Source organism: Acrocarpospora pleiomorpha (genome assembly GCF_009687885.1).
In the GTDB taxonomy this organism is placed as follows: domain Bacteria; phylum Actinomycetota; class Actinomycetes; order Streptosporangiales; family Streptosporangiaceae; genus Acrocarpospora; species Acrocarpospora pleiomorpha.
Genome location: NZ_BLAF01000053.1, coordinates 25,527 through 39,202 on the forward strand (window position 1 = coordinate 25,527; position 13,676 = coordinate 39,202).

The 13,676-nt window shown below is 64.0% G+C and carries 8 protein-coding genes and 1 pseudogene; 4 read left to right on the forward strand and 5 right to left on the reverse strand.

The annotated features are described in order from the left end of the window. Positions 1-498: 498 nt before the first annotated feature. Positions 499-1,329, reverse strand: coding sequence for a hypothetical protein (locus tag Aple_RS36720; RefSeq protein ID WP_155349357.1), 831 nt, complete (start codon positions 1,327-1,329; stop codon positions 499-501). A gap of 135 nt (positions 1,330-1,464) precedes the next feature. Here Aple_RS36720 and Aple_RS56450 point away from each other — a divergent pair. Next, positions 1,465-1,578 (forward strand): annotated as a pseudogene (locus Aple_RS56450) (Clp protease N-terminal domain-containing protein); the annotation flags it as partial. 343 nt (positions 1,579-1,921) lie between these two features. On the opposite strand, the gene Aple_RS36730 reads toward Aple_RS56450, so the two are convergent. Further along, the gene (locus Aple_RS36730) at positions 1,922-2,458 is read right to left on the reverse strand and encodes a DUF4760 domain-containing protein (RefSeq protein ID WP_155349358.1); all 537 of its coding nucleotides are present in this window, start codon (positions 2,456-2,458) and stop codon (positions 1,922-1,924) included. A gap of 140 nt (positions 2,459-2,598) precedes the next feature. On the opposite strand from Aple_RS36730, the gene Aple_RS36735 reads away from it, so the two are divergent. From Aple_RS36735 to Aple_RS36745, 3 genes are all read left to right on the forward strand, one after another. Then, entirely contained in the window at positions 2,599-3,597 is a 999-nt protein-coding gene (locus Aple_RS36735; RefSeq protein WP_155349359.1) for a hypothetical protein, read from the forward strand. A gap of 616 nt (positions 3,598-4,213) precedes the next feature. After that, positions 4,214-4,867: an HAD family hydrolase gene (locus Aple_RS36740; RefSeq protein WP_246265008.1), complete on the forward strand. Its 654-nt coding sequence runs from the start codon at positions 4,214-4,216 to the stop codon at positions 4,865-4,867. A gap of 388 nt (positions 4,868-5,255) precedes the next feature. Next, positions 5,256-5,522, forward strand: coding sequence for a hypothetical protein (locus tag Aple_RS36745; protein WP_155349360.1), 267 nt, complete (start codon positions 5,256-5,258; stop codon positions 5,520-5,522). A gap of 439 nt (positions 5,523-5,961) precedes the next feature. Here Aple_RS36745 and dnaE read toward each other — a convergent pair whose 3' ends face one another. The 3 genes from dnaE to Aple_RS36760 form a co-directional block, all read right to left on the reverse strand. Beyond that, positions 5,962-9,543: a DNA polymerase III subunit alpha gene (gene dnaE / locus Aple_RS36750; protein WP_155349361.1), complete on the reverse strand. Its 3,582-nt coding sequence runs from the start codon at positions 9,541-9,543 to the stop codon at positions 5,962-5,964. A gap of 159 nt (positions 9,544-9,702) precedes the next feature. Further along, entirely contained in the window at positions 9,703-11,211 is a 1,509-nt protein-coding gene (locus tag Aple_RS54980) for a cellulose binding domain-containing protein (RefSeq protein WP_246265009.1), read from the reverse strand. Between the two features lie 427 nt (positions 11,212-11,638). Continuing rightward, positions 11,639-13,597 carry a DEAD/DEAH box helicase gene (locus tag Aple_RS36760; RefSeq protein ID WP_246265010.1) on the reverse strand — a complete coding sequence of 653 codons (1,959 nt, stop codon included), beginning with the start codon at positions 13,595-13,597 and terminating at the stop codon, positions 11,639-11,641. Positions 13,598-13,676: the final 79 nt, after the last annotated feature.

Below are 13,676 nucleotides of genomic sequence, written 5' to 3' on the forward strand. Positions count from 1 at the left end.
ATTGCGTTAGCAAGATCCTGTTTGCCGCTGGGCTATACACCCATACAGGTGCTCTGAGGGGCGGTGTCGACCGACCTCCACCTTGGTGACGCCAGCGTCTGGATCATGATTCGCCCGTTGATCCGAAGTCTTGACCCTTCTGAGGCGTAGGCGGGCGATAGCCTCCAAAGGAGATGTGACAGTGCAACTGATTCCTATCGAGTGCCAAGAATCTTGCGGTTGACTGTGACTAACATCACAACGATTTAACCCCCATGCGCGTGCACACCAACCCGTACATCTAGGACAAACACCCCTTGAAGAACAACATCGTTGGGGGCACCCAAGGCCCGTCACCAAGCTGCGGTCAGGGCTTTCCGGAGTGGCGCATCCATAGAGGGACGTCAGCGACTCGCTTGTCCCAGGGAAGAACGGCCTTACCCACAGCTGCGCGCCGTACTTCAACCTTGGCCACCTCTTCGGCGGTTTCGATACCAAAGAAGACCCCGTGCGCAGCCATCACACGGTGCTGCACGCGACAAGGACTGCGTCGACGGCTGCCCCGATGCCTAAGATGCTCGGGCGTACCCGGTACCCAGAAAAGGCCGTGTCGCTTTCTGCCACGGCGTCGGCGAGCTGCCAGGGGACGCTGTGCACTGCGCCCGACCCCGTCTGGTAGATAGCGGGAAGATCAGGGAACCACTTCGCCACTTCAGACGTGATGTTGAACTTCAGGGGAACCTTCGTGGCCCCGTCGTTCCAAACGTAGTGCGAAGGGTCACCTCGACGGTCGAACGCTTCCTTGATGCCGGTCTCGGCAATGTGGCGCAGGGTCTCGTCATAGCGATTCTGCGCCGCCGCCTTCGCGCCAGCGGCATATGACACGGAGGCAGGAAGGCAGTCTGCGGCCTTCTTGTCTTGAAGAGCGCTATACCTCCCTCCTGCTGCGACCAGAAGTAGGCGTTCTGGCGTCGAGATATTGGGGTCGAGCCATCGGCATGACGTCACTGCGGCTTCGATAGCGACTCGGCTCGCGGCGACGTGGGCGAAGCATGGCAGTGACTCGTCACCGATCATCAGCCCAATAGACCGGACATGATCAAGGAGATTGCCGATCGCCAGCTCGGACGCGTGGGAGCCGGCCCTTGTCAGGCGCTCAAGGGGCTTTCGATACATCGGGCACTGAAGTGCAAGATCGTAATAGAGGCCATCGCCGGGCGACCCCGGCGCAGCGACAACGACCTGAGAGCTGAGGCAGAACTTGTGTGTGGCTGCCTGCTGCTGCGACAGGGCAGTCCGCACAACCCGAATGAACTCGCGCGCGGCTTCCTGCGTTGCTGCTTCTACCACGTCTTCAAAAGTAGGGAGGTGCACGGGACGTCCGTCTCTGCTCGTGCTTTCGAGGACACTAGTTGATCGTCAGTCCCGGCATCTCGTCTAACGATTTACCGAAATGCCGCCAGGCGGCGTACCACCAGCGCGCGGGTGGTCGTCCTGGTTAAGGAAGAGGCCCAGATCCTCAGCCACAACTACATCGGTACTGAGCACATCCTGCTGGGCCTGATTCGGGAGAGTGAGGGCAAAGAGCCGATGGCGATGGGGTGGTCCGCAGGAGGCTGCGCCGACCACGTCGCTGGTGCTGGTCCAGTTCGGCTGTAACCTGACCCAGGCCATCTGAGAGGCCAGCTCTACCCGTCCCTCAGCTGGGAGAAGCGATCGGGCGATCATGGACGCCTGCTCACTGCGTCAGACCACTCAGCGCGGACTGTAGGACAGCCTGTCGAAGAAGATCCTTTACGGCGGGCGGAAACAGGCGCCGAGCACATTCTTCTTGGCTTTATCTCTGTCCTGACCTTGTCCTGACCAGGCTATGCATCAGCGCGACCTTGCGTTTTGGGCTGGCCGGAAAAGCGGTCTCGCATTGGCCCGATACACAGGGAGACTAAGACTCTTCCACTAGGCGTGTGGCGAGCATTTCGAGTTCCTCATAGAGGCGTACTCGATTGAGCCGAATCCGTTCGGCCTTCACCCAGGGTTTATACATGCGGTGCGTCCGTTTGACCCGCGCACCCATGGTGCGATCGATGATCGCATAGTCGAACACGTCCATGTTCACTGCGGCCGAAAGCATCTCGTAGTAGCTCATGAGTCGGCGCAGCTTGTGGAAGTTATCCGAATCGGGCACTAACGCCGATTCCAAGAACCCTGTATACCGGACATCAGATTCGTGCTGCGGCACATCGTTCAGAAGGTTATTCTGCTCCGGAAGTGTCGTCGCCACGAACTTCAACGTTTCCGACTGCCGTACTCGGAGATTTTCGCTAGCGGCCTGACTAGTGGAGATATCGAGCGACGTCCGCGCATCGTCTACCTGCCGCCGAAGCAGCCTCAGCTGCCAAATCAATAGACCCATCACCGATGCGCTCACGATCAGGCTGATCACCGACACTGTTAAGGTGCCCGCCTCGTATGTGCTCACCCACTCGATTCTGGGTACTGGTCGATCACATTGCAAGCGGTAGCCAGCAGCCGAGAGAGCGCGCAAGGTGTCTCGATCGAGTATCGATTGGTGTCACGCAGCCTCTATCCGCGCGTCGGGGATGTAACTATGCTCCTCCTATGCCTAGGCGTTCAACACCCTTCCAGGCGATCGTTCGTCTCGTACGCGAGCATTATGCGCAGCCTGGGGTGATAGTGACAGAGTCGAAATCGTTGCGAAGCGCGTCTCTAGGCGTCGAACGAGAGGTTGACATCGTAATCGAAGGCGAATTCGACGGCGAACCCTTGTGTATCTCCGTAGAGGTGATCGAGCACAGTCGGCCGGCGGGCTTGCTCTGGGTGGAACAGCAGCTGGAGAAGCACCGCGATCTGCCCACTAACCGGCTGCTTCTGGTGTCCAAGTCCGGCTTCGTAGCCAACGCTCTAGCAAAGATCGAGCAGCAAGCAGGCAGAGTACAGGCGCTAACGCCTGAGGTGATCGAGATTGAGGGCGAAGCGATAGTCAAACGCCTGTTCGTTGACGCGATCAGCTATAAGGCGAGCGGCTGTAAAGTCCATGTCCGTTCTAGAACGCAGGACTTACAGGTTGTAGCAGGCGAACCCTTGCACGATGTCTGCGCAGCGGACGGCTCTCTCCTAGGATCGCTGGCCTACCTGGTGCAGGAAGCGTTGGATCTCAAAGCGATCCGGGTTCGGCTCGGAGTCATAGCCCACAATCACCCAGAGAAGGACCAGCTAAAGGCGTTCTCTCTCGGACTCGCCATACCTCGACTCGGATACCACTTGCGCCAGAGCGAAACAGGTGAGCTACACCTGATCGAAGAGCTGGAGATGTGGGGTGACTTCGCTATCTTGCAGAGTGAAGTCCCGTTGACACTCACGAAGCTTGGTGGGCGAGCCTATGGAGCCGCGGAAGCATCGATAGCAGGCCGCCCGGCGGTATGGGTAGGTACCTCTGACAGAGAGAAACAGACCACGCGAATCTCTTGGCAGGCAACGGACAAGTTGGCTCGCAGTGTCCCATCTGTGGCGTCGCCTGTGCGGTCGGTCCAGTTCCCCGGTCTACTCAAGCTCCTACCGCCACCATCGACCCCCGATCTGCCGCTCTCGTCAGATTGAGCCCTCGGAGATGGAGGGCCTCTAGCCACTAACCTGCAGCTCAGGCGGTGAATGTGCCGGGCGGGATGACCAGAGAGCACGGCTTTCTGGGGCATCGCGATTCAGCTGAACCCTAACTAGACCTGCATCGGAGAATCGATTGCCGTCTAACAACCGGATTGGTTTCTAGCTTCAATACCTCGGCCGCAAGATCAGTCTTGATGAAGGCGCGATGACGTTGATCTTGCCGGAAGCAGGTGGCGTCGAACAAAGCTCGGATAGATCTCCGTTCAGTGATCAGGCCGAGAAGCGCCCCGGCCGATACCGCGTGGCTACCGCCAGCCACCAAAAACTGCAACGGGGAATGCAACGGGAAACGATCACAGGGCGTCTCCCGGAGGGGAAACGCCCTGGTCATGATGGGAGCCGCCTTGGGGAATCGAACCCCAGACCTACGCATTACGAGAGTTCATCTTGGCTTCCTGCGACAGTCCGCTCGTGTCCGCCGGTGACCTCGTTGCTGGTCAACGGCGTTCCCGGCCGGAGACGTAAAAGGTGCGGACATGACCGGAACGCAACGGACTTGCATGGACCGCACGACAGTACCGGCGGTCGACTCTGCGGTGGGATAGTCTCCGTGATCGTGCAGCGGCTCGCCCTCTTCGACCTCGATAACACCCTTATCGACCTCGACGCCGCATTCAAGCTGTGGGCAAGCGAGTTCGCAGACGACCACGGACTTGGGCCCGCCGCCGTCGACTGGCTTCTCGCCATCGACAGGGCAGGAAACCCGCACCGCGCCGAGTTCTTCACGATGGCCCGCGAACGCTTCGCCCTGGCCGACTCCGTTGAGGAGCTCTGGGCCCGCTACCGCACTCGAATGCCGCACCTCGTCCGCTGCCCGGCTGAGGTTCTCACCGGCCTGGCCGCTCTCCGTACGTCGGGGTGGTCGGTGGGGATCGTGACCAACGGCATGGCGGACAACCAACTCGGCAAGATTCAACGGACCGGCCTCGCCGATGTCGTGGATGCCTGGGCCATCTCAGGAGCTGAGGGAATCCGCAAGCCAGACATCGGCCTCTTCGACATCGCCGCAAAACGGTGCGGCAAATCCCTCGCCGACGGCGGTTGGGCCACCGGCGACAACCTCATCTCCGACATTCAGGGAGGCAACGAGGCAGGGCTCCGAACCATCTGGATCAACCACAAGGCCTCATCCAATCCCGATCACGCCGCCCACCAGGTGGTTTCTCGGATAGAGGACGCCATCCGACTGCTTCTGACCATCTGATTCGTAGGGAATGGCACGACCCTCGGCGATGGCGACCCGGGCTGCTCACGCCGTAGATACGAGGCGGTGAGGAGCGTCCGCGTAGGGCGGTGTTATGCGGCCCGGAAGTCCTCCCCCACCAGCCTTCCCTGCTGGCCCTTTGACAAGTGAGCGGTTCAGGCAGCGTGACAACGTTGAACATTCCCATGAGCGCTACATCCGATGAGCCGGGCAGTTCAACCCTGAGGGGTCCTCTGTGGCGGACAATGGGCTGATGAGCTGGGTCGCCAATGTGATGGTATCGATCCATCCGAATGACCGTCCGAACGTGGAGGCGTTGAGCGAGTGACTGCGTACGGAAGCTCCACTGCGGGATAGGCCGGGGCGAGGCTGCGGATTTCTCTGCGAGATGGCTGCCGAGGGCACGGCATGGGGAGGGTGGAAGTACCCCGAGTGTGATGTGTGGGCCGGTGCGCTCAACGATGCCGACCTGAAGAGAGTCCTTGATCACATTGCACAGATGCCCTGGCGGTGCCCGAACGCGCTGCAGGTATTCGTGATGGATCAGGAGGAGTTGTTCTTCAGGGTGTCAATGTTGAGGGGCGGTGAGCTGCGGCAATATGCACCGGTCACGCCTGACGAAGAAGACCCGGAGTTCTGTCCCGATGACCACTGAAACCTGGCCACGGGTCACTGTGGGGAGCCCGCGGACGTTGTGCGGCGGTCACGGCTCCGCGCTATGACGAAGCGGCTGGCTCAGACCGGTCCGGATTGATCGCCAGCGGGGTGTGGGCAGGGTGGGGTGCGCGTTGGCGGTTGCTCCGGTGCGCGGGGGGGCGTGGGCGTTCCGCCGGCGTCCTGTGCGGGCACGGCGAGGGTTGCTCCGGTGCGCGGGGCTGCGAAGCCCCAGCGGTAACAGCGATCAGCCGGTGTGGCTCAGGCCGCTGCGGGACGACGGCTTCGCTCGAGCCTACGGCTACCTCGCCTGAGCTCGCCCGTCGAGCCGACGGGTGAGCCGTGGCGACCTCAAGCGGCTGGACGCCTATCTTGGCGCTGAGCCAGCCCATCGCGAACCCAGCCACATCGGCGAACCGATCGGCCAGGTTCCGCGCCCGTCATGGGCCGAGCAGGGCGTTGGCGCCGAGGAGGACCTTGATGTCGCCTGCGAAGGCGCCGTTGGTGATGTTGACCGTGTAGTCGGGGAGTTCGAGGAGGTTGGTTTTGCGGTTGAGGCGTTCTACGCGGATGCGGACGGGGGTGTCGCCTGAGTGGATGGTCAGGATTCGTTTGAGTTCGCTGACTAAGTCCTTGGTGATGCGTTCCTCGCGGAGGGCGATGACGATGGGCTCGCGGCCGTCCGCCTGGATGCCGGAGATGTCGAGGAAGGTGATGTCCATGGCGTTGAAGGAGACTGTCGCCTCTTCGCCGTCGCCTCGGGAGCGGATTCGGCCGGTTACCGAGACGACCAGGTCGGGGGCGAGGTTGCTGCCGTAGAGCTGGTAGGTGTTGGGGAAGCAGGGGACCTCGATGGAGGCGTCGTGGTCCTCGATGGTGAGGATGGCCCAGACGTCGCCCTTCTTGGTGACCTTCTTGTCGACGCCGGAGATGATGCCGGCGATGCGGACGTTGCCGAAGCCCGCCTGGCCGTCGAGGACCTGGGCGACGGTGAGGTCGCGGTTGCGTTCGAGCACACGTTCCGCGCCGTTGAGCGGGTGGTCGGAGACATACAGTCCGAGCATTTCGCGCTCGAAGGAGAGTTTTGTCTTCTTGTCCCATTCGCCGTCGGGGACGACGACGTGGAAGACGTTGTTGTCGCCGCTGTCCTCGAAGGCGTCGAACAGGGAGTCCTGGCCCACGGCCTCCTTGCGTTTGACGTCGATGACCGAGTCGATGGCCTGGTCGTGGATCTGGACGAGGCCGCGGCGGCTGTGGCCGAGGCCGTCGAAGGAGCCCGCCTTGATCAGTGATTCGATGGTGCGCTTGTTGCAGACGACCTGGGGGACCTTGGTGAGGAAGTCATTGAAGTCGGTGAAGATGCCCTTGGCCTTGCGGGCGGAGATGATGCCGTTGATGGCGTTCTCGCCGACGTTCTGGATCGCGCCCAGCCCGAACCGCACGTCCTCGCCGACGGCGCTGAACTGGAGCCCGGATTCATTGACGTCGGGCGGCAGGACCTTGAGTTTCATGCGGCGGCATTCGGCGAGGTAGATCGCCATCCGGTCCTTGTTGGTGCCGACCGAGGTGAGCAGGGCGGCCATGTATTCGGCCGGATAATTGGCCTTGAGATACGCCGTCCAGTACGACACGAGTCCATACCCGGCCGTGTGGGACTTGTTAAATCCGTAGGAGCTGAACGGTTCCAGAACGTCCCAGACGGCTTTGGCGGCTTCCTCGGTGTAGCCCTTGCCGACCATTCCGGAGGAGAAGGTGGCCCATTGTTTGTCCATCTCCTCCTTTTTCTTCTTGCCCATCGCCCGGCGCAGGATGTCGGCGCCGCCGAGGGTGTATCCGGCCAGCTGCTGCGCGATGGCCATGACCTGCTCCTGGTAGACGACCAGGTGGTAGGTCGTGCCGAGGATGGGCTCGAGGGCGTCCTTGAGCGCGGGGTGGATCGGCTTGATCTCCTGCTGCCCGGCCTTGCGCAGCGCGTAGTTGGTGTGCGCGTTGGCGCCCATCGGACCGGGCCGGCCCAGGGCCAGAACCGACGAGATGTCTTCGAATCGGGCCGGGGCGATCAGCTTCGTCAGATCGCGCATCATCGAGCTGTCGAGCTGGAAGACGCCCAGCGTGTCGCCACGCGCCAGCAGTTCGTAGGTCTTCTCGTCGTCCAGCGACAGCTTGAGCATGTCCAGGTCGATGGAGCGGTTGCTCTTCACGTTGTTGATCGCGTCGCCGATGACGGTGAGGTTGCGCAGGCCGAGGAAGTCCATCTTCAGCGCGCCCATGTTCTCGCTGCTGGGCCCGTCGAAGCCGGTGATGCGGGCGCCGTCGTCGGGGCGCATGAAGATCGGCATGACGTCGATCAGCGGCTGCGAGGAGAGGATGACGCCCGCGGCGTGCACGCCGGTGCCGCGGGTCAGCCCCTCCAGGCCGAGCGCGGTGTCGATGACCTGGCGGACGTCCTGGTCGTCCTCGTAGAGTTTGCGAAGCTCGGTGGCTTCGGCATACCGGGCGTGTTTCTCGTCGAAGATGCCGGTGAGCGGGATCTCCTTGCCCATGACGGCGGGCGGGAACGCCTTGGTGATCTTTTCGCCGACCGGGAAGGGATAGCCGAGGACGCGCGCGGCGTCCTTCACTGCCGCCTTCGACTTGATCGTCATGTAGGTGATGATCAGCGAGACGTTGTCCTCGCCATAACGTTCCGTGACATATCTGATCATGTCACCGCGCCGGCGCTCGTCGAAGTCCAGGTCGACGTCGGGCATGGAGATTCGTTCGGGGTTCAGGAACCGCTCGAACAGCAGCGAGTGCTCGATGGGGTCGAGCTCGGTGATGCCGGTGACATACGCGACCATGGAACCGGTGGCGGAGCCTCGGCCGGGGCCCACCCAGATGCCGCTGTCCCGCGCATACTGGCAGATGTCGGCGACGACGAGGAAGTAGCCGGGGAAGCCCATGTTCTCGATGACGCCGAGCTCGTATTCGATCCGCTCCAGCACCTCCGCCGGCACGGGGTCGCCGTAGCGCCGGACCGCGCCGCGCTGGGTCTCCTTGCGCAGCCAGCTCATCTCGGTCTCCCCTTCGGGGACCGGGAACTTGGCGGCCAGGTCGCGGTGGGCGAAGACCTCGTCATAGGCCTCGACGCGCTCGGCGATCAGGAGCGTGTTCTTGCAGCCTTGGGCCCAGAGCTCCGAGTTGGGGTCGAGCGCCCACATCTCCTCGGCGGTGCGCACGTAGTAGCCGTTGCCGGAGAACCGGAACCGGCTCGGGTCGCTGATCTGGGAGTTGGTGCCGACGCAGAGCAGCGCGTCGTGCGCGGTGGACTGGTCTTCTGTGACGTAGTGGGAGTCGTTGGTGACCAGCGGGGGGATGCCGAGGGCCTCCCCGATCCGCAGCAGGTCGCTGCGGACGCCCGTCTCGATCGGGATCCCACCATGATCCATGATCTCCAGGAAGTAGTTGTCCCGCCCGAAGATCTCCTGGTATTTCGCGGCGTGTTCCAGGGCCTTGTCATACTGCCCCAGCCGCAGCCGGGTCTGGACCGCGCCGGACGGGCAGCCGGTGGTGGCGACGATGCCCTCGTGATACTCCGCGAACAGCTCGTCGTCCATGCGCGGATACTTCTTCATGTGGCCTTCCAGCGAGGCCAGCGACGAGATCCGGAACAGGTTCCGGAGCCCTTGGGCGTTGATCGCCCACATCGTCTTGTGCAGATACGTCCCGCTGGCCGACACGTCGCCGCCGAGGCCGGTGCGCTCATCGGACTTGCGCTGGTGCGGCTCGCCCCAGAACACCGGCCGCTTGTGGAACCGGGACTCGGGACTGATGTAGCCCTCGATCCCGATGATCGGCTTCACCCCGGCCGCGGTCACCTTGTTCTGGAACTCATACGCCCCGAACATGTTCCCGTGATCGCTCATCGCGATCGCGGGCATCCCCAGCTCAGCCGCCCTGGCGGCTAGCTTCCCGATCTTCGCCGCCCCGTCCAGCATCGAATACTCGGTGTGAACGTGCAGGTGAACGAACGAATCAGCCACAGGGGATCTTGGCCTTTCGAGCAGGGACCGACAGACCCTCAAACTCTATCGACCCCGACCGACAAGTCTGATGCCCAAACCCGGAAACCCATGTGACGCCTCAAGACACAGGCGTGGCGGACCGGCTCCCGCCGAGGAGCGGGAGCCGGTCCGCGACGGTCAGGTCGCTGTGCAGGTCACGAGACTGGGGAGGCCGTTGGTGCTGGACCAGCTGGCGTTGAAGCCGAAGGAAGTGGTGGCGTTCGGGGTGAGTGCCCCATTCCAGGACATGTTCGTAACCGTGATGTTGGCGCCGCTGGTGGTGTGGTTGCCACTCCACAGCTGGGTGATGGTCTGGCCGTTAGGGAACGCCCATTTCACCGACCATGCGGTGGTAGCGGTGGTGCCGGTGTTCTTCACCGTTACCGTCGCGCCGAAGCCACCGGGCCATTGATTGGTTACTGCGTAAGTCGCCGTGCAGGATTTCCCAGGAACGGGCGAAGGGGACGGCGAAGGGGACGGCGACGGAGAGGGGGAAGGTGAGGGCGACGGAGAAGGTGAGGGCGAAGGGCTGGGAGATGGGGACGGAGAGGAGGGGCCGTTCTTGGCCGCCATTCGGGTGGAGTGGCTGCGGAAGATGGTGAGGGCGGGGTCGCCGAATTTGACCGCGTGATTGTCGCCGCCCGCGGATCGGTGCGGATACCACCAGAAGGCGGAACCGTCTCCACCCTGAGCTTCAAAATGGTTGTAAATCTCGGTCCACCACTGGTTGCGTGTGCCGTTGATGTCGGTGTTCCACTCACCCATGAAGAAGGGTTTCCCGACCAGGTCATGGGAGTCGGAGATCCACCGGCTGATCAGCGTTTTCGTCTGCTCCAGGCTGAGCGCCGCCCACCCGGCCTGCGGATACGGATGAGCCGACGTGAAATCGATGTACGGCGACTGGTGAATGTACACGAACGGATTACCCTCGTCCCCACCGAACCCGTAACGCGATTCATGCCCTTCCAGGCCGGTGCCGAGCATGTGATTGGGATCGATCCCCTTCACATGCGCACCCATCTCGTCCACCCACGCCCGCAACGTGGCCCCACTGACATTCTCGGCCGCGCTGACATCCTGGTACCGAGGCTCGTTCATGAGCTCCCACGCGAAGATGGCAGGCTCGTCCTTGTACTTGACGCCGCTGTAGTGGTTCGTCCTGTTCAGCACGTACGACACGTAGTTCTTGTATTGAACGAAGCAACCAGGGCATTGCGTCTTGTTGAAGAACTTGGCGCGCCCGGGATGCCCACCGCTCAGCCCTTCCCATTGGAGGCGCGTATCGATCCCCCCATACGCCTCCCAGTAGTTCTCGAATACCGGGATCAACTTGATCCCATGCGATTTGGCGGACTGGATCACATAGTCGAACAGCGCGAACTGCTGGTCGTTGTAGACGCCTTCGGTCTTTTCGAAGCCGTGCCAGTCCTCATGGCTGAACATCCAGAGCCGGAGCACGCTCACCTTGTCGGCCTGCAGATCGGCGAAGTGGGAGTCGATCTTGGCTTTGTCCATGTACTGGGTCTCGGTGTCGCCGTAACTGCCGCCGAAGGTGAACACGTCGTAGGTGTTGGCGCCGGCGAAGTAGAACGTACGCCCGTCAAGGCAGAAGTGAATGCCGCAACGATAGGCGAACCCCGCCGGCACGGCGGCTCGCGCCGGAGTGCGTACAACCAGGACGCCGGAGACGGCGAGGACGAGTGCGAGCAGCGCGGCGAGCAGAACCGGTCTGGCGCGATGCGAGGGATGGGCGGGCAAAGGATCTCCTCGGTACGGGATCTGATCGAAGACAGCGCCTGACCCGTTGTCGAAGCCCAGTGAAGTAATGGACCGGTTAAGTGACAAGAGGCGGCAGTCCACCCCTTCGATCAACTGCGGCGACCCGGTCCCAGGACCAAGTTCCGATGAAACGTTCATTCGGAATGCTCGGCCAACTCCACCAGCGGGGACAGCGCGCCGAGCATGAACCCGCATGCGACTGATCCGGTTCAGTCTCCCTGCCCGCGGATCGCCGCGTCCTGAAACGCGTAAGCCCCGCTGGAGCGCACTCCAGCGGGGCTTACGAACAAATCAGCTAGCGGCCGTGGCGGCTGCCCGAGTGGCCGCCGGGGCGGCCGCCCTGGCGGAAGCCGCCGCCCGAACGCGGGCGGAAACCGCCCCGCTGCTCGGCCGGGCGAGCCTCCCCGTTCCAGCCGCGCGACTCGGACCGGCCTTCGCCGTTGTAGCCGCCCCGCGTCTCGGTACGGGGACGCTCCCCGCCCTGGTAGGACCCACGATTGTCGCCGTTGCCCCGGTATCCGCCACGCTCGGCGCCCCGGTCCTCGAACCGGCGCCCGCCGTCCCGGTCACCCGTGAACGGACGCCCGCGCCCGGCGGGCCGGTCGCCGTTGTACGGCCGGTTGTTGCCGTACGGCCGGTCGCCGCCAGAAGGACGATCCTGGCGGTCGTAGGCGGGCCGGTCGTACGCCGGGCGATCGTTGCCGAATCCACGGCGATCGTCCCGGTCGTACGAACGCCCGTTGGGCCGGTCACTGGAGCGGCCGTTCTCGCGCGGACGGTCGCCGCCGAACGTGCGCGGCCCGCGGTCGTCGCGGAACTGCCCGCGCGGGGCGCCGCCGCCGCTGTCACGACCGTCACGACGCCGTGCCTCGCCGTCCTCCGCCGGGCGGCGGTGGAAGTCGTCGGAACGGTTGCGGTCGGCGTACCGCCGCGGGCGCCGCTCGCCGTCGCCGAAGCCGCCGCGCGGGCCGCGCTCCTTGGTGGCCCTCAGCGGCTTGCGCACGTCGGGCTCCCAGACCGGGATGGACTCGCCGGAGGGCTGCTGCGCGCCCGCGATCTCGGCCAGCACCGGGTCGCCGGGCACGACCTTGTGCCGGGACGGGTTGATCCCGGCCCGCCGCGCCATCGCCTCGGTGGTCCGGCGCTCGTTCGGCATGACCAGCGTCACCACCGAGCCCCGCTCCCCGGCGCGAGCCGTACGGCCGCCGCGGTGCAGGTAGCTCTTGTGGTCGGCCGGAGGGTCGATGTGCAGCACCAGGCTCACGTCGTCGACGTGGATGCCCCGGGCGGCGACGTCCGTACAGACCAGGACCTGGACGTTGCCCTCGCGGAACTCGCCGAGGATCCGGGTGCGCTGGTTCTGGCGCTTGCCGCCGTGCAGGCCGCCGGCCTTGACGCCGACCCGGGCGAGCTGCTTGACCACGCGGTCCACGCCGTGCTGGGTGCGGACGAACATGATCGTGCGGCCCTCGCGGGCGGCGATCTCGGCGGTGACGTCGGGCTTGTCGTGGAAGGTGACCTGGAACATGTGGTGTTCCATCAGCTCGACCGAGGAGGTGGCCGGGGCGAGCGAGTGGGTCACCGGGTCGGTGAGGAAACGCCGGACGAGCTTGTCCACGTCGCCGTCGAGGGTGGCCGAGAACAGCAGGCGCTGGCCGTCGGCGGGGGTCTCGTCCAGGATGGCGCTGACCACGGGGAAGAAGCCGAGGTCGCACATGTGGTCGGCCTCGTCCAGGATGCTCACCTGGACGTCCTCGAGGGAGCATTCGCCCTGCTCCATCAGGTCGGTCAACCGGCCGGGGGTGGCCACGACGACCTCGACGCCGCGGCGCAGCGCCTCGACCTGCTTGCCCATGGACATGCCGCCGACGACGGTCTTCATCCGCAGGCCTAGGCCGCGGCCGAGCGGCTCCAGCGCGTCGGCGACCTGGAGGGCCAGCTCGCGGGTGGGCACCAGGATGATCGCCCGGGGGCGGCGCGGCTGCGCCTTCTCCCCGGCGATCCTGGCCATCATCGGCAGGCCGAAGGCGAGGGTCTTGCCGGAGCCGGTCTGGCCCCGGCCGAGCACGTCGTGCCCGGCGAGAATGTCGGGAATGGCCGCCCGCTGAATGGGGAACGGCGAGGTGATGCCGGCCCGGGCGAGGCCCGAGACGAGCGGGCGGGGCAAGCCGAGCAGGGTGAACTCCGACACCGCCGGGGCCTCGGCGGCGAGGACGTCGGCGGTGACGGGCATAGCGGGGTCAAGCGTGGTCACGAGGTCGTGCCTTTCCATAGAAAATGACGTGCCGCGTCAAGTGCCGGCAGCACGGGCGTGGGCGCGTCACTTCTGCGTA

Excerpts from the sequence above, each read along its gene's own strand:
- Aple_RS36735 (WP_155349359.1), top strand. The coding sequence starts at position 2,599 with ATGCCTAGGCGTTCAACACCCTTCCAGGCGATCGTTCGTCTCGTACGC.
- Aple_RS36745 (WP_155349360.1), top strand. The coding sequence starts at position 5,256 with ATGGCTGCCGAGGGCACGGCATGGGGAGGGTGGAAGTACCCCGAGTGT.